This window comes from Methanobrevibacter cuticularis (assembly GCF_001639285.1).
GTDB classification, from domain to species: domain Archaea; phylum Methanobacteriota; class Methanobacteria; order Methanobacteriales; family Methanobacteriaceae; genus Methanobaculum; species Methanobaculum cuticulare.
Genome location: NZ_LWMW01000085.1, coordinates 1 through 20,858, shown reverse-complemented (window position 1 = coordinate 20,858; position 20,858 = coordinate 1). Strand labels below are relative to the sequence as shown.

15 protein-coding genes are annotated in these 20,858 nt (G+C 26.1%); 5 read left to right on the top strand and 10 right to left on the bottom strand.

The window, feature by feature from the left end; genetic code table 11:
- Positions 1–189: 189 nt before the first annotated feature.
- The 4 genes from glyS to tfrB form a co-directional block, all read right to left on the bottom strand.
- On the bottom strand, positions 190–1,911 hold the full coding sequence (gene glyS / locus MBCUT_RS02585) for a glycine--tRNA ligase (RefSeq protein WP_067258518.1): 1,722 nt from the start codon (positions 1,909–1,911) through the stop codon (positions 190–192).
- A gap of 204 nt (positions 1,912–2,115) precedes the next feature.
- Positions 2,116–2,715 carry a dCTP deaminase gene (dcd, locus tag MBCUT_RS02580; protein ID WP_067258514.1) on the bottom strand — a complete coding sequence of 200 codons (600 nt, stop codon included), beginning with the start codon at positions 2,713–2,715 and terminating at the stop codon, positions 2,116–2,118.
- A 639-nt stretch (positions 2,716–3,354) separates the two neighbouring features.
- On the bottom strand, positions 3,355–4,236 hold the full coding sequence (locus tag MBCUT_RS02575) for a TrmJ/YjtD family RNA methyltransferase (RefSeq protein ID WP_067258511.1): 882 nt from the start codon (positions 4,234–4,236) through the stop codon (positions 3,355–3,357).
- 77 nt (positions 4,237–4,313) lie between these two features.
- Positions 4,314–5,981, bottom strand: coding sequence for a fumarate reductase (CoM/CoB) subunit TfrB (gene tfrB, locus MBCUT_RS02570; protein ID WP_067258508.1), 1,668 nt, complete (start codon positions 5,979–5,981; stop codon positions 4,314–4,316).
- 843 nt (positions 5,982–6,824) lie between these two features.
- On the opposite strand from tfrB, the gene MBCUT_RS02565 reads away from it, so the two are divergent.
- The 3 genes from MBCUT_RS02565 to MBCUT_RS02555 all read left to right on the top strand — a co-directional run bounded on the left by MBCUT_RS02565 (position 6,825) and on the right by MBCUT_RS02555 (position 10,059).
- Positions 6,825–8,993 (top strand): thiamine pyrophosphate-dependent enzyme, encoded by a 2,169-nt coding sequence (locus MBCUT_RS02565; RefSeq protein WP_067258505.1) that lies wholly within the window; start codon positions 6,825–6,827, stop codon positions 8,991–8,993.
- Positions 8,994–8,997: 4 nt separating this feature from the next.
- Positions 8,998–9,597: an indolepyruvate oxidoreductase subunit beta gene (locus tag MBCUT_RS02560; protein ID WP_067258501.1), complete on the top strand. Its 600-nt coding sequence runs from the start codon at positions 8,998–9,000 to the stop codon at positions 9,595–9,597.
- 180 nt (positions 9,598–9,777) lie between these two features.
- Positions 9,778–10,059 (top strand): hypothetical protein, encoded by a 282-nt coding sequence (locus tag MBCUT_RS02555; protein ID WP_067258498.1) that lies wholly within the window; start codon positions 9,778–9,780, stop codon positions 10,057–10,059.
- Positions 10,060–10,270: 211 nt separating this feature from the next.
- Here the strand turns inward: MBCUT_RS02555 and MBCUT_RS02550 are convergent, their stop codons facing one another.
- The 6 genes from MBCUT_RS02550 to MBCUT_RS02520 form a co-directional block, all read right to left on the bottom strand.
- Positions 10,271–10,702, bottom strand: coding sequence for a hypothetical protein (locus tag MBCUT_RS02550; RefSeq protein WP_067258495.1), 432 nt, complete (start codon positions 10,700–10,702; stop codon positions 10,271–10,273).
- Between the two features lie 353 nt (positions 10,703–11,055).
- Positions 11,056–12,360, bottom strand: coding sequence for a phenylacetate--CoA ligase family protein (locus MBCUT_RS02545; RefSeq protein ID WP_067258492.1), 1,305 nt, complete (start codon positions 12,358–12,360; stop codon positions 11,056–11,058).
- A gap of 603 nt (positions 12,361–12,963) precedes the next feature.
- On the bottom strand, positions 12,964–14,730 hold the full coding sequence (locus MBCUT_RS02540) for an MATE family efflux transporter (protein WP_067258488.1): 1,767 nt from the start codon (positions 14,728–14,730) through the stop codon (positions 12,964–12,966).
- Between the two features lie 246 nt (positions 14,731–14,976).
- Complete coding sequence (locus tag MBCUT_RS02530) at positions 14,977–16,602, bottom strand: GH3 family domain-containing protein (protein ID WP_067258480.1); 1,626 nt, start codon at positions 16,600–16,602, stop codon at positions 14,977–14,979.
- 271 nt (positions 16,603–16,873) lie between these two features.
- Entirely contained in the window at positions 16,874–18,571 is a 1,698-nt protein-coding gene (locus tag MBCUT_RS02525) for a GH3 auxin-responsive promoter family protein (protein ID WP_067258477.1), read from the bottom strand.
- A 30-nt stretch (positions 18,572–18,601) separates the two neighbouring features.
- Positions 18,602–18,898: an STAS domain-containing protein gene (locus MBCUT_RS02520; RefSeq protein ID WP_067258474.1), complete on the bottom strand. Its 297-nt coding sequence runs from the start codon at positions 18,896–18,898 to the stop codon at positions 18,602–18,604.
- Between the two features lie 1,001 nt (positions 18,899–19,899).
- Here MBCUT_RS02520 and MBCUT_RS02515 point away from each other — a divergent pair.
- Positions 19,900–20,142 (top strand): transposase family protein, encoded by a 243-nt coding sequence (locus MBCUT_RS02515; RefSeq protein ID WP_067258470.1) that lies wholly within the window; start codon positions 19,900–19,902, stop codon positions 20,140–20,142.
- Positions 20,143–20,345: 203 nt separating this feature from the next.
- Positions 20,346–20,747: a BRO family protein gene (locus MBCUT_RS02510; protein ID WP_067258467.1), complete on the top strand. Its 402-nt coding sequence runs from the start codon at positions 20,346–20,348 to the stop codon at positions 20,745–20,747.
- Positions 20,748–20,858: the final 111 nt, after the last annotated feature.

The window sequence follows — 20,858 nt, the reverse complement described above, 5'->3', positions numbered from 1 at the left end:
ATAAAAAGGAAAACTTAGTTTTCCTAACTTGAAAAAATGAGTTCTTTAAATGAATAAAAAATGCTTTGTATTGTCACAACTTTAAAAGCAAAAATGCTTTGTATTGTCACAACTTTAAAAGCAAAAATGCTTTTTTAACTGAAGAAAAAAATTTTAATCATTTATAATTAGTTTTTTGATTTTAAAAAGCTAATTGTCATTAAAATAAGAAATTATTTCTTCTTTTAAATTGTCTATTTTCACTCTTCTTTGTTTTTCAGTATCCCTATCCCTTATAGTCACAGTATTATCTTCAAGAGTATCAAAATCAACGGTAATAGCTATTGGAACTCCTATTTCATCTGATCTAGCGTATCTTTTACCAATGGTCCCAGAAGTATCATATTCTACCAGAAATCCATTTTGACGTAAAGATTCTGTAATATCAATAGCTTTTTCCCTTAATTTTTCTTTATTTACCAGAGGAAATACGCCGATTTGGATAGGAGCTATTGAATTAGCTAATTTGAAATAATCTTTATCATCCTCATTTTTTGATACATGAAAAGAATGTAAAAGCACAGAATACAATATACGATCTATACCAAAAGAGGGTTCGATTACATGAGGGACTATCTTTTCTCCTTTAACTTCTTCTTCAATATCTTCAAAATTAACATGCTTAGAGTTTATTTCAAAAGTTTTTGATTCGATTTCAATTATGTATTTGCCTTCTTTTTTAATTGCACTTTTAATTTCATTGATTTCACTAATGTCTAACTTTTCTAAGAAATTTTTAACTTTAGGAGAATCTCCTTTAAATGAAGGTCCAAATTTCGCCATATTTAGTTTTAATCTGGTTTTAGCTATTAATTTAGGCTCAGAATAAGGGATGAAAATATTTAAATCTTCATTGCTATGCTTTGAATGAGCTAGAAGATCATAATCTCCTCTATCAGCTATTCCTATGATTTCCACCCACCCATATCTGTCAGTTTTAACTTCAACATCCCAGCAGTCAATTGCATAGTGCGCCATTTCATTAGGTAAATGTTGTCTAAATCTTAAAACATCATCAGGAATCCCTAATTCTTTTAAAAAATTTTTAGCTAAATATATTTGATATATTAATATTTCATTGGCTACAATGCCATGATCTAATGCTTCTTGTGCTGTTATGGTTATGGGATTCTTATTTTCTATTTGTGTATGGGCAGAATTTAGAACGAGTTTTTCATCAGCTATTTTTGGAAAATTAGGATGAGTTTTATTTTTAGGATTAACAAATATTTCTGCTTCAGCTTGTGTGAATTCTCTAAGTCTGATAACTCCCTGTCTTGGGGAAATTTCATTACGATAAGCTTTTCCAAGTTGAACAACTCCAAATGGTAACTTATTTTTAAAGAATCTTGAAAGTCTCTTAAATGTTATAAATATCCCTTGAGCAGTTTCTGGTCGCATAAATCCTAGTTTATTCCCTGCTGGCCCTATTGTAGTTTTAAACATCAGATTATAATTCCATATTTCACTTAGCTTATCTCCGCAATTAGGACATTTTACTCCATGATCTTTAATTATTAAATCAAGTTCTAAATTGGTTAAGCCTTCAACTTCTTGATTGATGGTTTCTTCAATAATATGATCCGCTCTAAAAACATCTCCACATCCTGCACATTGGGTCATAGGATCAGTAAAATTATCAAAGTGTCCAGATGCTTTTAAGACTTCTTCAGGTGTGACAGTAGGGCTTTCTATCTCAAAAAATCCTTCTCCGGCTATATAATGCTTTCTCCATTTTTGCATTATATTATTCTTTAAAATAGCTCCAAGGGGACCATAGTCAGTAAATCCAGATACTCCAGAATATATTTCAAAAGAAGGCCATAAAAAACCTCTTTTTGTACTGATATTTATCATCTTCTCATGATTCATGTATTATCTCCAAAATAATAAAGTGATTCTTTGATATTTTCAATAGGTATTGATGTAATTTTTAATTGGTAATAATGAAACTGATTTTTTTGTTTTCAATGAAATTAAATATATTTAAGAAAACTGATTTTTCAATAAAATTAAGTATATTTAAGAAATTTAATATAGGTGATTTTCATTTATTGATTAAATTTTAGAAAATGGCTATTTCACATCCATTTTTCTCAATTCATAGTCTAGTTTTATACGGCTGCTTTCTGGTCTTTTTTGACCCATATATTTACTATCTCTTTCAGGATGACCATAAGGTCTTTCTGATGGGGAAGTCATAGTTTCAAAAACAATTTGACATACTCTTTGCCCGGGATATAAAGCTACTGGCATTTTTCCAATATTAGATATCTCTAAAGTAATTTTTCCATGAAAACCAGGATCTATATATCCTGCGGTAACATGCATGGTAATTCCAAGTCTCCCCATGGAAGATCTGCCCTCTACTCTAGCTACTAAATTATCAGGAATTTTAACAGTTTCATATGTAGTTGCTAGTGCGAATTCATTAGGATGTATTATAAAAGCCTCTCCTTCCTCAATGAACATGGATTCCATATAAGATGCAATGTCTGAGGTATCTCTAGGGTCAATACAGGGTTTTCTTATTATTTTAAAACCTTTAAATTCACTCCCAATTCTTAAATCCACTGAAGATGGTTGAATTTGTTTTTCATAATCTTCTAAAGGTTCAATAACAATTTTTCTATCATCTAAATACTTTTTTATATCTTTATCACTTAGAATTGCCATCAACTAATCTCCGAACTTAAATGGTAAAATTATTATATAGATAATTAATCATATTTTTATAATTATTCCTATTTTTAATTATCAATATATTCAATATAATGTTTATTTTATATTTTATTCTTTTATAGTTTTATGTAAAGCATTTCATATTTTTATTCTCTATAATTATTATATTTCATAATCATTTCTTATTTTATTATATAATATCTTATTTAATTTAATATTTTTATAATCAATTTCCATTTATCTAGAATTTATTCATGTTAAACCACTCTTAAAATAATAAATAATAATTTAATAATCTAATATAAGTTTTATATGTATGCGGTTACTAATATAGATTATATATTCATTATTTTGATAAAATAGCTATTATCTGTCTTAGATAACTATCTTTTATCATATAATTAATAATAGTAATATTGATAGAATAGTAATAAAAATAAGAATTATAGTAATATGAATATTTAAATGTATTCTTATTATAGTCGGTATTATAGTTTTTATTAATAGCTTTTATTAATATTTTTTATCATATTTTTTATTATAGCTTTTATTATAGCTTTTATTATATTTTTTATTATTTTTTATTTTCTAAATTTTGAAATCTTGTTTTTCAAATTTAAATAGATTTAAGAATTATAATTTTTTATTTATTTTTCTAAATATTCCTTTTAAAGTGTGAACTTCTCTACCAGTGATAAAAGCTCTGTTTACAATGTTTTTAAAAGATTTAAGGCCTGTTTTTTCTTTGTGTTTGGGAATACCTAATTTTTTAATTATTTCTTGCATGTCTTTTAGAAGATGTTTTTTTTCAATAGCTGTGGCTTCTTCTAAGCCTTCAACAGGAAATTCATTCCTATTTTTGAATATTTCATAAAAGACTATGGCTGCGGCATGGCTTATATTCATAATGGGATAGGATGGATCGGTAGGAATACTGACTATTATATCACATAATTCTATTTCTTTATTGTATAATCCATTTCCTTCTCTGCCAAATAAAATAGCTATTTTTCTATTTAGATTTATAGATTTTCCCAGTTCTTCAGGTTTAATTGGAATTCGAGATAAATTGTAGCTACCTCCGGGAGTACCAGTAGAACCAATTATAAATTCTATCTCTTCTTTTTTGAAGAACTCTTCTAAGGAATCATATGTTGTTGCAGTTTCAACTATGCTTTTTCCATGCATAGCTTGATAATAAGCCTCTTTTTCTAACTCGCATGGATTTATTAAGACTAAATTTTTTAATCCAAAATTAGCCATAGTTCTCCCTAAGAAACCTACATTTCCTGAAGATTCACATTCTACAAAAACAATGAATATATTTTTTTCCAGTCTATCATAATTTTTAGAGAATCTCAATCCATGACCTGTGCAAACCCCTCTCTTCTTAGAAGATTTTGCTCCTTTGGCAGTAGCTTCAGTTTTCTCTTCTTTTTTTTCTTCTGCCACTGAAGTTGTACTCTCTTTAATAATTATCCTTTCAGATGAAGCTATATCTCCTATATAAACCACCCCTCTTCTTTTAATTTTCACTATTTTGTTTTTAATTATCGCTGGTATTAATAAAGAATATTGAATTAATTAAATATTTATCCATTATCATAACTCATTTTTAGAAGTTCCAATATATTCATGACTTTAACATTTTCTAGTCCTTCTTTAGTTAGAGCATCTTGGATATTATACTGACAGAAAGGACAAATACTTAGCACTGCATCAACATCTAACTTTTTAATCATTTCAACTTTCTTTTTACCTAAATCAAAAGCTATTTGAGGTTTTCCCGACCTCACGCCTCCTCCAGCACCACAACATTGATCAGGTTTTTCCATTTCAATGAATTCTACCCCTTTTATTTTTTGTAGTATTTCACGAGGAGGTTGGCTTATTCCTTGACCTCTTTTTAGATGGCAAGGATCATGATAAGTTACTTTCATATCTAATTCTTTCATATCTTCTGTGTTAAGATGATCTGCTAAAAATTCACTAATGTCTTTAACATTTAGATTCACACCATATTTAGGATAATCTTTCTTCAAAGTAGCTCCACAACCAGCACAGACTGTGATTATGATATCATATTCAGATAAAACTTCTTTATTCTTATTAACAAGATCAGTTACAAGATCATTTTGTCCAGTTCTAAGAAGTGGTGACCCACAACAAACTTGTCCTTCAGGAACATCTACAATGAATCCATTCTTTTTTAAAACTTCCATAAGGGCAAAACCAACATTTTGAAGTCTGTAATCTACCATACAACCAGTAAAAACTCCTATTTTAGGCTTTGAATTGTCTTTTGATTTAATTTTAGATAATGTTTCTATTAAACTTTCTCCCTCAACTTCAACAGATCTTCCAGTTAAGGCAATTCTTTCTTTTAATTCTTTGTGTGGTTCAAGAGGTCCTAAATCTTTATTATATGCTAAGGCTCTTAGTTTTTCTATAGCATCTCCAAAGCTATTGATCTCTTTTGGACATACTTCTCTACATTTTCCACAACTAGTACAACAATAAAGACCATTATCTATACTTTCTACTGTACGTTCAGATTTATCACGAGGATCAAAATCAAATTTTGATAAATATCTCATAAAATAAGGCCCTGCAAATTCATCACTTACTTTAATTACAGGACATGCCGATAAACAAGAATAACATTCTATACAACTTCTAACTTTTTTTGTATCCACACATTCTTCATTTTCTATAATGTAAGGACATCCACACTCTTTTATCTGAATATCACCTTGAGAATTTTCTGATTTATCTTTAAATTCATTACTATTTGAGTTATTAGAAGGATCTATTTTTTTCTTATTCGTTGTTTTCTCTACATAGGACATATTTTCTTTTAAGTTTGTTTCAGATTTATTTTTGTCTGTTTTTAAGTTTGTTTCAGATTTATTTGGGTCTGCTTTTAAAAATAGTTTCATATTAGCTATTTTTTTATCTATTTCTGATTTATCTACAATTAAATCTTTTATAATTGGGAAGTCTAAAGGTTCAATTACTGCATTGTTTTCTATTGTAGCTTTACAAGCTAAAACTACATTTCCATTCAGTTTGATAGCACATGAACCGCATTGTCCTGCTCTACAAGAGCTTCGAAAGCTTAAATTACTATTATATTTTTCATTAATAGCTATTAGCGCATCTAAAACTTTCATTTTATTTGTTTTTTCAAGTTCATACTCTTCAAAATAAGGTTCTTTATCTTTTTCCTCATCAAACCTCAATACTCGGACTTTTATCATATTTATCTCCAATTAATTATAATATAGTAAATTACTGAATTTTTGCGACTGTTATTCATATAAATGTTTTGTGGCTGTTATTCATATATAATGTGTTTCAAATTTTAAGTAATATACTATAATTTATACTATTTTTTTTATAATAATTTTGTTGTAAGCATTAGTTATAATAATTCTTTATAGTCTTCAGAATAACATTAATTATATTATCTAATTATTCTAATAGATTGGCAATAATTTAAGAATAAATAGTTTTTATCATCATTTTTATTATTATAGTATCATATTATCAATAGCATTCAATTTGATGAATTAGTAGCATATTGATAGTAATAATATTATTTTATATCAGTTATGGTAATATTAGTCATAATAATTATTAGTCATAATAATAGTATTGGTTATAATAATAATTAAATTTTTTTAAAATTTTAAATTTATAAATAAATATTTTTTAAAATTAAGTTATAATGAAACTTTTTAAAATTGATTTAATAGCTGAAATAGTAAAATTGTATTGAATAAATTATAACTATCTAGTATTTTAGAAAAGATATATTTATCATTATTTATCAATATAATTTTATATTATAAAAATTTATATTGTTTATTATCAATATTCATCATATAGTCACTATTATAAATTCTGTTGAATATATGTATATTTTAAAAATGAGTAGTTAATGGTGTTGTAAGGAAGATATAAATCAAATATATCAACCAAATATAGAGATATATGAAATTTCTAATTAATTTTCACTGATATTTGTAAAAATAGCTTATCTACTTTATTATAATATATAATAATAGTTAATACACTAAACATGATCTAGGAGGTTATGAATGGAGTTAAATCGTCTAGTTAAAGGAAAAAAAGGAGAAAAACAATTTTTATTAGGGAATGAAGCTGCTGTGCGAGGAACTATAGAGGCAGGAGTTTCAATTGCATCTACTTATCCTGGAACTCCTTCATCTGAAATAGGAAACATTTTATCTGTATTGGCTAAAGATGCAAAAATGTATTTTGAGTTTTCTATCAATGAAAAAGTCGCAATGGAAGTTGCTGCAGCGAGTGCTGCTTCAGGAATTCGTTCATTCACTTTTATGAAACATGTTGGATTGAATGTGGCTTCTGATTCTTTTGTAAGTGTAGTCTATACTGGTATTCATGGAGGTATGGTTATACTTTCTGCAGATGATCCTTCAATGTTTTCTTCTCAAAATGAACAAGACAACAGGCATTATGGGAGATTAGCAAATTTGCCAGTTTTAGAACCATCTAATCCTCAAGAAGTAAAAGACATGATTAAACATGCTTATAATTTGTCTGAAGACTATAAAATCCCTGTTTTAATTAGGACTACAACTCGTGTTTCTCATATGAGGGGCATTGTAGAATTTGGGGATATTCCAGAGACAGTCAATTTAAATGAAAAGATTAATTCCACTAAGGATAACCATTGGAAAAAAGGGTTCTTTAAAAAAGACCCTAAACGATTTGTTCCAGTTCCAGATAATGCACTAGATATGCATAAAAATTTAGTTTCTAAAATGAAACACATTGATAAAATAGCTAATAATTCAGATTTAAATGTTGTATTTAATTTTAGTGATAAGCATAATGAAACTAAGGCAACTGAAGCTAATAATAAAAATAGTGAAGTTATCAATGAGAATAGTGAAGCTAATAATGAGAATAGTGAAGTTATTAACGAGAATAGTGAAGCTAATAATAAAAATAGTGAAGTTATTAATGAAAACACGAAAAACAATGATAAAATCACTGAAATTAATAAAAAAAATACTGAAAATAAGACTAATAATAAAAAATTTGGAGCTATAGCTAGTGGTAGTGGATTCAACTATGTTTATGATGTTATAAATGAAGATAATTTGGGTATAGATATCTTGAAACTTGGATTTACTTATCCTTTTCCTAAAGAATTAGTTGTGGATTTTGTTAAAGACTTAGATGGTGTATTCATAATTGAAGAAGTTGATCCAATAATGGAAAAAGAAGTTTTAGCTACTTTTGGCGAAAATCAAATTAATATTCCAGTTTTTGGAAAAATAGATGGAACTTTTCCTTTGATATATGAATTTAATCCTGATATTGTTAGGGATTCCATTGATAAAGTTTTAAATCACATTTCTAGTGAAAATAAAGTTCATAAAACTGGAAATGTGAGTGTAAAATTAGATGGTAAACTAACTGATTTGTTTGAAAATTTACCAAGTAGGCCACCAACATTATGTGCTGGATGTTCTCATAGATCCACTTATTTTGGAGTTAGAAGAGCTGCTGAAGAATTGGGAATAGCTAATGAAGATCTTATATTTTCTTCAGATATCGGATGCTATACACTTGGAGTAAGTCCTCCTTATGAAACTACTGATTATTTACTTTCAATGGGTTCAAGTATTGGAGATGCTTGTGGATTTTCTAAGGCTACTAATCAAAAGATAGTGAGTTTTATTGGAGATTCTACTTTTTTCCATGGAGGTATCCCTCCTCTTATCAATGGAGTTCACAATAACCATAGGTTTGTAGTGACTATATTGGATAATAGAACAACAGCTATGACTGGAGGTCAGCCAAATCCAGGTCTTCCTGTAGATGGAATGGGTGATGTGGCTCCTGAGATATCAATTGAAAAAATAGCTATTGCTGCAGGATGTGAATTTGTTGAAACAATCAATCCAATTAATTTGATGAAAACAGTTGATACATATAAAAGAGCACTTGAATATGATGGAATAGCTGTAATAATAGCTAAACATCCTTGTACTTTAATTAAAGGATTGAAAAAGAGAAGGTCCATGATTATAAAACAAGATAAATGTAATAAATGTTTAGATTGCATAACCACTTTAGCCTGTCCAGCTATTTCCTTAGAAATAAATAAAGAAAGTAAAGAAAAAAAAGTTATTATTGATGATACTATTTGTAAAGGTTGTACGACTTGCCTTCAAATGTGTAAAAATAAAGCTATTGGCATTAAAAAGGATTGAAATCATGTTTAATAAAGATAATTTTTATAATATTTATATTTGTGGTGTAGGGGGTCAAGGAATTATTAAAACTTCTGTAATCATTGGTGAAGCTGCTATGAATGAAGGTTATGAAGTTGTAATGAGTGAGATTCATGGCATGTCTCAACGGGGAGGAGTTGTATCTACTGAGCTTAAAATAGGAGAATATAAAAGTTCTATTATTGAAAAAGGACATGCAGATGTGATTCTTAGTTTCGAACCCTCTGAAACAATTAGGGGATTAAAAAAATCTAATGAAGGAACTGAAATAGTTTTTAATACTTCTCCAATCATTCCATCAACTTTAATCCAATTTCATCAAAATTATCCTGATATTAAAGAGATAATTAACGAGTTGAAAAGTAATTTCAACAATGTTTATCCTATAGATGGTGAAAAGTTAGCTATTGAATCTGGCAGTCTATTGTCTTTAAATATGGTTCTTCTAGGAGCAGTTATATCAACTGACACATTTCCATTATCCAAAAGTTCCGTTATTAAATCTATGAAAAATAATTTATCCCCAAAATTTCATGATATGAACTTAAAAGCTATAGAAAAAGGATATAATGTAGTAAAATAGCTTTAAAATATTACTTATGAATGATCTTTAAATTCTTTCATTATTTTTAAATTCTTTCATTAAAAATCTTAATAATCTAATTTTAAGATGAAAATTTTTCAAGTAGTGAACTAGAGATATCTATAAATATTTCATTTTGTAAATTGTTAAGAATACTTATAAAATAATCATGGTGATGTAGTGGTACATAAGATTAAAAATGCACTTATACAAAGAGACAGTGTTGATGAAAGTTTTGAATTAATAGATCCAAATGGCTATTTTGCTGAAGATGAAGTTCTATTAGCTATTGATAATGATACATTAATAACGGTTCAAATATTAATTAAAGCAATATTGAGAAACGACTTTAAAAACTGGAATGAAATCACTGAATTTAGTGATTCAGACTCAATTTCTAGCTTATTTCTAAAATTAGGATACAAACGAGAAGAAGTAGCTGAGCTATTAAAAGATTTATAAAAACAGATTTATAAAAACATCATATTTTAATTATAATAATATTTTCTTTTCTCTATTAGAGTTCTATCATAATATTATTTATATAAATTATAATGAGTTTATATCAGTTTTTGTTGAATTATAATGAGTTTATATCAGTTTTTGTTGAATTATAATGAGTTTATATCAGTTTTTGTTGAATTATAATGAGTTTATATCAGTTTTTGTTGAATTATAATGAGTTTATATCAGTTTTTGTTAAAATATTAGTATTTTTGCGTTTTAAAACATTTAAACCTTTATCTACATTTTCTACTTTCATAACTACAATAGCTTCATCACTTTTATTGCTTACAAATGCATAAATGTATTCCACATTTATTTTTTCATTGTCAAGATGCCCTAAAATAGTATTCAGTCCATTTGGTTCATCTGGTACTTCTACTACTAGCACATCATTCTCTTTAACTACAAAATTCTTATTTTCAAGAGCTTCTTTTGCTTTTTGATTGTTTGAAACTATAAGTCTCAATATCCCAAATTTTGAAGTGTCAGCTAGTGAAAGTGCTCTGATATTTATATTTGCTTCTGAAAGCGTATTAATAGCTTTTTTCAATCGACCTTCTTTATTTTCAATAAATACAGATATTTGTTTAATTTTCATGAAAAAACTTCCTACTATTTATTTTTCTTTTTATTTAGTGATTTTTTTATAATTTTTATGATGAATTATTTTTTTTATTATTTTTTTTATAATTTTTATAACGAATTATTTTTTTTATTATTTTTTTTATAATTTTTATAACGAATTATTTTTTTTATTATTTTTTTTATAATTTTTATAACGAATTATTTTTTTTATTGAGTTTTTTTATAATTTTTTTGATTAATTATTTTTTTATAATTTTTATAAAAATTTTCATTTATTTTGTGAGTTCAGTGATAAAAATTTTTATGTATATAATTTATTTTTGGATTTATTGTTAAGAATCTTGTATTTTTATGAACGGGTGCTATTTATTCCATCAAATTTCTCTTATCTAAAACCCTTATAGCTTTTCCTTCACTTCTTGGAAGACTTTCACTTTCAACTAATCTAACATTAACTCTAAGCCCAATTTCGGTATGGATATGTTTAGCTATTTTATTTTCAATATCTTCCATTTCTTTCATTTCATCAGAGAAGATTGATGGTGAAGCTTCTACTTGGACTTCTATTTCATCTAAATACTCAGGTCGTGTGATAATTATTTGATAATTAGGTGTTAATCCTTCCATTTTAAGTAATGCTCTTTCAATTTGTGAAGGGAATACAATTACTCCTCTAATTTTCAACATATCATCTGTTCTACCAGTTATACGGGACATTCTTACAGTTGTTCTTCCACAATCACATTTTTCTTTATTAAGGGATGTTATATCCTTTGTTCTGAATCTAATTACTGGCATACCTTCTCTTGTTAATGTAGTAAGAACTAACTCTCCTTTTTCTCCATCATTTAGAGTTTTCTTTGAATCAGAATCTATAATTTCTGGATAAAAATGATCATCAGAAATATGTAATCCTTTTTTTTGAGTACATTCATTTGATACACCAGGACCCATTATTTCAGTAAGTCCATAAATATTTAAAGCAACAATACCTAGACGTTTTTCCAGTTCATTTCTCATTTCTTCAGTCCACATTTCCGCTCCAAAAATTCCTGATTTGAGATTAAGATCTTCAAGATTCACTCCTTCTTTTTCAAGGATTTCAGATAAATAAAGAGCATAAGAAGGAGTACAAGTTAAAATTGTACTCTGAAAGTCTTGCATTATTTCTATCTGTCTTTTAGTATTTCCTGCAGATATTGGAATCACAGTGGCTCCTAATTTGTGTCCTCCGTGATGTATTCCTAGGCCTCCAGTGAATAATCCATACCCATAGCAATTTTGTATTCTATCTTTTTTGGTTCCTAAAGACATGTCAATAGCTCTTGCTATGATTTCTCCCCAAATATCAATGTCTTTTTTAGTATAGCCTGATACTGTTGGTTTTCCTGTTGTTCCAGAAGTGGTATGGATTTCGATTATATCTTCTTCAGGAACTGCAAACATCCCAAATGGATAAGCATCTCTTAAATCAGCTTTTGTAGTAAAAGGAAGTTTTTCTATATCTTTTAATTTTTGAATATCTTCTGGTTTAACCCCAGCTTCATCAAATCTTTTTTTGTAAAATTCTACATTTTCATAAGCTTTTTTTACAGTATCTTTCAGTCGTTCTAGCTGTAATTTTTCTTTTTCTTCTCTATCCATACATTCAGCTTTTTCATTCCATACCATAATATCCCTTAATCATCTGTTTTTTTGTTTATTTTAAATTTTTCACTTTTTAATTTAAAAATATTTAGTAAATAAAAAAAATTTAGTAAAATAACGATATTAAATGAATTAATTATTTATTCACAACTAACAATATTCTGTGCTAACAATATTCTGTGATTATTAATCAATATTTTAGCATATTGAGTTTTATTTATTAAATTTTATTTATTATATAATAGTTGTTATATAGTATCAATAATTATCATATTTATAAGTTTATTAATAATTTTCTGAGATTGTCAAAAATTGGGGGGAGGGGTTGGAAGTTTTTTTTATAAAATTTACATTTGAAATATTTGCAACACTTACAAGGGTTAGTGACTATTTTTTTTCACTTGAAATGGTTCTAAATAGTATTTTATTGATTTAAAAAGGGTTAATCTTAAATTAGGGTATTGACAAATGATTATATTATGATAGAAGTAAAATTAAGTGTCTATAATTATAATATATCTTCCATTAATTATAATTTTTTCATTTTTGGATGGGACTGTCAATTTGTTATTTTACATTTTTTATCAATTGACAGCATTGGTATTAGATTGTAATTACTTCAGCTTTTTATAATACTATTGTTAAGTTATTTAATCCAATTGTATTTCTATAACTAATATCTTTAGCTATTTTTCTAACTATTGAAATTCCAAGTTTATTTTTTGAAATACTCATATCATTACCATATTCTATTGGATTAAATGGTTTACCATCATCTCTAATTCTAAAAATAACTCCACCTTCAGTTAAAAGAATCCTAATATCTATATAATGTTGTTTAGATGATTCAAAACCATGTTCTACAATGTTTCCAGCCATTTCTTCAACACATAAAGCTATTTTTTTAAGTTTATCCTCATATTGAGGGTATTTATCAATAAATGAATAAATTTTATTGGATAATTCCATAACTTGATCCATATCATTTCCTATTGAAATTGAAATGCTATTTTTAATATTCTTTTCAAAGCTATCATCTAAGATGAGAAAATCATTAATTTTTCTAGGCCATCTTCCAGTTTTAGTTCTAATTAAAATAATTAATCCAATTAAAGTAAAAGTTTCTCCTAAAAAGAAACAAAGCCAAAGTCCAGTATCTCCTATTATTGGAGTTAAAACAACTGCAAATAAAGAAATCAATAAAAAACTATGTGCAAATCCAATATAATTTGCCATGGTAGTGTTATTTATAGAACTATAAAAATTTAAAAATACAACTCCAATTAATGAAGGAGGTAATGATAATGCAAATAAGCGGAGAGAAACTGTTGCTGTTGGAAGAACTTCAGGATTTTTACCAAAAAGACCAACTAAAAACGGTGCAAATACTATGACAAATACTGAAATAGGCACTATAATATATAAACCCCATTTAATTGAAATTTTCAAAAGATCAGCTAATGAACGTCTATCTTCTTCACCATAAAATATCCCACCAAGTAGCATTGTTGTCATTCCAACACCCATAGCAACTGCACTTAACAATTGATTTATGCTTGATTGAATAGTCAAAGCTCCCATAACTATTACTCCACCAACCCATAATGCAACATTATTAGTAACTATTGTTCTTGCCATTGTGAAGACCCTATTTAATGCTGTTGGAAGTCCTATTTTAATAATATCAATAGCTTGATTAAAATCATGGATTTTAGAAAAATATAATGTATTGTTTTTAGTAAAAAAATGAGTACATAACACTAATGCACCTAAACCATAGCTAATTGATGTTGCAATACCAATTCCAAATATTCCCAGATGTAATACAGTAACAAACAAAATATCTAAAGTTATATTGAAAACAGTTGTAATTATAATTGAAATTAATCCTAAATTTGGATTGTTATCTAATCGAGTATATAAAAATAATATTTGGGAGAAAATTAAAGAGATGGTTCCTAATATTAATCCAAACATAAAATCAGAAGCCATACGAGTTAAAGCCCCTGTAGCACCTAAAAGAACTGATAAATAATCTACATAAAATGGAGAAAAGGCAGTTATTACTATTGAAGTTATAAGCCCAATTAAACAAGCCATAGTAAAACTACTGTTAACTTTTTCTCTTTCTTCTCGACCAATATAGTTAGAGGATAAAATTGTACCTCCATTTCCAAAGACTGTTGCAAAAGCAAGTATTAAAATAAAAACTGGGGAAACTAAACCATATGCAACCATACCGTCATTTCCTAAAAAATTACCAATAACTAAACCATCTACAACGATTCCTAAAGTTGCACTAATTAATCCAATTATTGAAAGAAAAAGATAAGATTTAAATGATTTTAAAATTAAATAATTATTTGTTAATGTATTCTTAATTATAACACACACCTTAGTTTATATGATTAATTTATCAGTTTAATTATAAGATTAATTATAAAATTAATTATATGCTAATTAAAATGTTAATTATATGCTAATTAAAATGTTAATTTATAAGATTAATTATATGCTAATTAAAATGTTAATTTATAAGATTAATTATATGCTAATTAAAATGTTAATTTATAAAATTAATTATATGCTAATTAAAATGTTAATTTATAAGATTAATTATATGATAATTAAAATGTTAATTTATAAAATTTCTTTTATATAGGATTCTAAAATTGAATCTTTACTTACAACTGTAGCTAATTTTGTTGAAGTTATTGTTTTGCCTGGGCTAACTACTTTTACAAATAAACTATCACGATAACCTGATTTCATAATAAATAATTTATTTAATTCTAATTTTAAATCATTTTTCAAATTTTTAACTAGATTTTCTTTAAATCTTAATTTATTAAAATCACTACTATCATTATTACTACTAGGTTCAATTAGATAAGAGATAGTTTTTTTATCATCTGATGGAATTACTTGGAAAAAACTAATAAATTCATTAGAATCTTTTTCAGTTTGTTTTAGTACATGATCAAATTGGTTGGCATAAATTTTAATATCATTACAAATGGTATTTTCACTTGCTTTACATTCGAATTCAATATTTGGTGTTTTAAGAGTTTTGCCTTTAAATAAAACAATATCATGAAGATTATAGCGATAAAGACCAGAATAGCTAGTTATTATTAATTCATATAATTTTTTTTCTTCTACTTTATCTAAAGTTACTATCTCTCCACCATCAATTGGTAAAAATTCAAAAAAAGAGGAAAAAGGACTTACAGGTCCAGCTGAAATATTTGCTTTAAATGGGACATTAAATTTACCTTCACTTGCACCATAACCCCATTCTAAAAAATCCACATCTTCACTTAGATTTCTTTTAATGTCTAATGCACATCTACCTACACTTGAAGAAAGCCAGCATCCAACAGTTTTAAAATTAGGCCATATATCTTCAGCTTTAAGTTCTCCTTTTTTTGAATAAATTTTCTTAAGTTCTTCAACTCTTTCTTTAGTATCTGGAAATTTAGATATTAATATTTCTTTTAAATGTGGATCAATATTTAAAGAAATACTATGATTATCTAAATCATCAATCATCTTAAGTGTATTATTTTTAATTTCTTTAAGTAAAAAATTAAAATGAGCTAGATTATTACATACAACTGCAGTAAGATTTTTTGAAGCTAAAGTAAATAAAGCCATTAAATAATCTTTATTTTCATTAGAAATATTTTTTGCTTGAATTAATTCTTGAGGTAAAACCATTTTAATATGTGAATCTTCATAGCTATTAAGTCCTTGACCAGATGCAGCCATCATAGGAATTCCACCTTCACTAAAACCATAATCTGAAGAATTTGTAATTCCTAATATATAAGGATTATCTAATAAACCAGGGCATATTAAAGCTAGTTGTATTGATCTAAGTTTCATTACAAGATTTTTAGCTATAAGTCCTCTTTCACTATCTGGAAAATATTTCATATTTCCAGTAGTTCCTGATGAAACTACAATAGAATGAGCTTTGCCATTAAAAAGAATATCTTCTTTTCCTTTTTTGATTTTTTCAATATCATCTAAATAATCAGAATACTCAGAAACAGGGACATTTTTTTGAAATTCCTCGATTGATTTAATATCTTTAAAAGAATGTTTAATCCCAAATTCAGATGATTTTCCATGGTTTAAAATATCAAATAAAATTTCCTTTTGAATTGTATAAGGATCTCTTAAAAACTCTTGAAATTTTCCATATAATTCATGTTCATTTAATTCATTTAATGACTCTGGAATGCTTTTATTAGAATCCATTGCAAAAACTCCTTAAATTTCTTATAATTTAGTATATTTTCTTATAATTTATTATAATTTAGTATATTTTCTTATATTTTCTTATAATTTAGTATATTTTCTTATATTTTCTTATAATTTAGTATATTTTCTTATATTTTATTATAATTTAGTATATTTTCTTATATTTTATTATAATTTAGTATATTTTCTTATATTTTATTATAATTTAGTATATTTTCTTATATTTTCTTATAATTTAGTATAATTTATTATAATTTAGTATATTTTCTTATAATTCATTATCTATTAATGCAAAAAAGAATTTTCTTTGAGATTCATTTACAATAACTCTAGGAGGTTTTAATTGAGCAGAAGAAGTGCCTTTCATAATCATCATATCCCTATATAAAAGATAAGTTTCTTCAAAAAGATAACCTAATTCTATTTCACCCAAAATTCCTTTTTTAATTTTATCTCCAAAAGATGGGTTTGTCTTTGATAAATCATCTTGAATAAAACGTCTTATATCTTCTTTTTCTACATCAGTAGGAATATTTAATGCTTCAATTAAAAATTTATATTTAGGTGGACTAGTATCTGAATCAGGATACATTGAAAATTCTACTAAATCAAAACCAAATTCTTTTTCAGCTTTATTTAAACTATTTCTCAAAACAATTTCAGTTGTTTTTTCACCTGCTAAGTTTACTGTTTGATTTAACCTATATAAAAATTCCATTTTTGGCATATTATTAAGCATACCAGTAATACGAATAACATCTTGCATGCGGTATCTGTAAAATCCAGAAACATTTGTTATAATAATTTCATAATCTTTACCATGTTCTAATTGGTCTAAAGTAAGTAAATTACTTAAATCTTCGCTTTCTACTGGTCTAAATTCATAAAAAATACTATTAGGCATAAAAATTGAGTCTGTTGTTTCAAAATCATATGCCACTGAAAAATTCCCTTCAGAAGCATTTAATCCTAAATATAAGAATTTTACATCTTCACCTGTATATTTTTCTTTTATTTTCTTAGCATAACTTGCAAAACCACCAGTACCAGTTCCTGCCAAAATAGCTAAATTAGGCCATATTTTTTTAACAATATGGTTATCAAAACCTTGTTTAAATATTTCTCTAAGCTCTGCTGCTCTCTCAGGCATAGGTTCTATTTTTTCAGTTAAACTTTTTCTAATCTCATTAGACATTTTAATAGTTTCATCGATTGTTCCTTTTTCAATATCATTAACAAGTAATTCCCAATCACTTTCAATATATCTTAATATTTCTAAAAAGAAATTATAAAAAGCACATTGAACCATACCTATATTTTTATCCATTAATCCAAAACGTGCATGCAAATATCTTGTATTAGTATCATTTTCTGGGAAAAAAGCTTCAAAAGGAGAAGTAAATAGTTCATTAAGATAATCTTTAAATTCAAACATGAATTTTGCAGAAATTGCACCATATGTAGCACCAGATTCTAATGTTTCAATTGAAAGTTCAACAAGATTCATTGCTTTAGAATCAACCCAATCTAATCCAATTTTATTAGCAGCTAAAGCTTTAAAATAAGCAATTGTACACTCTTGCATTGATTTTTGCGCAGCTTTAGATAAAGGTATTTTTTTAGGATTTCCTAATGTTCCAGATGATTTACAATAATGATCTACTTCTGAAGAAGTAATTAAATCTTTAGTTCCATTTATAGACATTGGAAGGATGTATTCTATATAATCATCATATTCTGTTACTGGAACTTTTGATTGAAATTCTTTAATAGATTTTATATTTGCAAAATCATATTTTTTACCATAGACTGTGTCTTTATTATCATCTAATAATTTTAATAAAAACTCTTCATTATGTTTAATAGGATTTTTAGTCATTTCCATAAAATTTTCATAAAATTTTTTTCCTTCAGAAATATCTTTAAGATTAATCTGACCAGCCAAAGTTAATTTAGATACATCCATAATTTCACCAAATAATTGTTTAGAGTATTATTATTCTATAGTTAAAATGTCAACAAAACCAGTTGCATCAAAAACTTCCATAACTAAATCATTTACATTTTTAATAATCATTTTTCCTTGTACATTCATTGTTTTTTGAGTTGAAAGGATAATCCTAAGCCCTGCACTTGAAACATAAAATAATTCTTCAAAATCAAAAGTTAATTCTTTAATATCTGGAAGATCTCGGGATAATTCTTTTTCTAATATTGGGGCAGTATTGGTATCTAAGCGCCCAATAACTTTTACATCTAAAGAAGTTTCATCTTTATTTTTAATTAATTCCATTTAAAACTCTCCTAAATAAACTATATTTATATAATATTCATCAATGCTGTCAACTTAATTTTTTATTTTCCGTTGAGATGGTATTTTGTGTTTTTTGCTTTTTTTGTTCTTTTAAATTTTCTATTGGGTATTATTTGGACTAAATTTTTCTTTATTTTCTTTTTAAGTTGATGGTATCGTGATTTAAATTGAGATATTGTGTTAGAATTCACTATTATGTTGATGTAATTTTTGATTAATAATATGCTTGTTTTTAGGTTAATCTTGTAATGTTTTTTTTTATTTTCATCCATATCATGTTCAGCATTGTTTATTTCCTTTTTATAATATCCATACTATTTTTAAACAATTATTCCTCATTTATATATCAAACAAAAAAATAAACATGCTTAATAATATAAACAATTTTTAAACAATTATTCCTCATTTATATATCAAACAAAAAAATAAACATGCTTAATAATATAAACAATTTTTAAACAATTATTCCTCATTTATATATCAAACAAAAAAATAAACATGCTTAATACTATAAACAATTTTTAAACAAATTTTTTCCATCACTTTTTTAGCTACAAATAATTAAGGGCACTTCATTATTGTTATAAAAATAGAACACTCATTTTGTAACTGAATATTCAGTTTGTGATTAACCCATATAAAAAGTTAACTGAGATTATCAAAAATTGGGGGTTGGAAGTTTTTTTATAAAATTTACATTTGAAATACTTGCAACACTTGCAAAGATTAGTGACTATTTTTTTTCAGTTGAAATGGTTCTAAATAGTATTTTTTTGATTTAAAAAGGGTTAAATTTAAATTAGGGTGTTGATAAATGATTATATTATGATAGAAGTAAAATTAAGTGTTCACAATTATAATATATCTTCTATTAATTATAATTTTTTTCGATTTTGGATTAGAAAAAACAAAATCAAAAAAAAACAGAATATGAGCTATTTAACCATGAAAAACTATTAAAACAAATTGAAGGTATTCATATGGTTAATAATAATCATTTTGAGCTGAAAATACCTTTGTGTCCTAAATGTGGTTCAGATAAATTTTCAAAACAAGAATATGGGCAAATAAAACCAATATTACTCCAAATTGGTAGGAAAAAACTTTATCTAAGACGATATAAATGTAAAAAATGTGGTAGAAAGTATCAAACACAGTTAAAAGGATTATTAGATAAATTTAACACCATATCGCATATAATTAAAGAGAATATTTATGAATAATGGTAAAAATGGACATGAATCTCTTAGAAAAATATTAAACCAGCTTAAAATTCATTGTAATATAAAACTAAGTTATCTATATCCCCAATTGGAAAAAACAATCAAAACATTCATGAAAAAATTTCACTACCCACAACCCCAATTTTTGACAGTCTCATTAAAATAAATCTTAAATTAAATAAAAACTAAACTAAGTTATAGTGATGAAAAATGAAAATCAGATAAAATTATTTAGTGATCATAAAATAAGAACTAAATGGGATGATGAAAAAGAAGAATGGTATTTCTCAATAGTCGACATCATAGCTGTTCTAAGTGACAGTCCCCATCCTAGAACTTATTGGTCTAAACTTAAAACAAAACTAAAAAATGAAGGAAGTGAACTGTACCAAAATTGGGTACAGTTGAAAATGCCTGCAACTGATGGTAAAATGAGATTAACAGATGTTGGTGACACTAAACAAATATTAAGATTAGTACAATCTATACCTTCGCCAAAAGCAGAGCCATTTAAGATAATTTTATTTTTATCAGTAATATTCATATTAATTTTGCTGGTTGTATCTTTGATTTATTGTATAATGAATATTGGGAGTGTCTCATAATTAGGATTTTTTAGAAATTTTCATGAAATTAATTTCCATATAAATCATTTTAAACATTAAACAATTGATATAATATGTATTTATAACTATAATAAAATAATTATTTTATTT

Excerpts from the sequence above, each read along its gene's own strand:
- MBCUT_RS02520 (WP_067258474.1), bottom strand. The coding sequence starts at position 18,898 with ATGGAATTAATTAAAAATAAAGATGAAACTTCTTTAGATGTAAAAGTT.
- MBCUT_RS02550 (WP_067258495.1), bottom strand. The coding sequence starts at position 10,702 with ATGAAAATTAAACAAATATCTGTATTTATTGAAAATAAAGAAGGTCGA.
- MBCUT_RS02560 (WP_067258501.1), top strand. The coding sequence starts at position 8,998 with ATGTTTAATAAAGATAATTTTTATAATATTTATATTTGTGGTGTAGGG.
- glyS (WP_067258518.1), bottom strand. The coding sequence starts at position 1,911 with ATGAATCATGAGAAGATGATAAATATCAGTACAAAAAGAGGTTTTTTA.
- MBCUT_RS02515 (WP_067258470.1), top strand. The coding sequence starts at position 19,900 with ATGGTTAATAATAATCATTTTGAGCTGAAAATACCTTTGTGTCCTAAA.
- MBCUT_RS02565 (WP_067258505.1), top strand. The coding sequence starts at position 6,825 with ATGGAGTTAAATCGTCTAGTTAAAGGAAAAAAAGGAGAAAAACAATTT.
- MBCUT_RS02510 (WP_067258467.1), top strand. The coding sequence starts at position 20,346 with ATGAAAAATGAAAATCAGATAAAATTATTTAGTGATCATAAAATAAGA.
- MBCUT_RS02530 (WP_067258480.1), bottom strand. The coding sequence starts at position 16,602 with ATGGATTCTAATAAAAGCATTCCAGAGTCATTAAATGAATTAAATGAA.
- tfrB (WP_067258508.1), bottom strand. The coding sequence starts at position 5,981 with ATGATAAAAGTCCGAGTATTGAGGTTTGATGAGGAAAAAGATAAAGAA.
- MBCUT_RS02525 (WP_067258477.1), bottom strand. The coding sequence starts at position 18,571 with ATGGATGTATCTAAATTAACTTTGGCTGGTCAGATTAATCTTAAAGAT.
- dcd (WP_067258514.1), bottom strand. The coding sequence starts at position 2,715 with ATGGCAATTCTAAGTGATAAAGATATAAAAAAGTATTTAGATGATAGA.
- MBCUT_RS02545 (WP_067258492.1), bottom strand. The coding sequence starts at position 12,360 with ATGGTATGGAATGAAAAAGCTGAATGTATGGATAGAGAAGAAAAAGAA.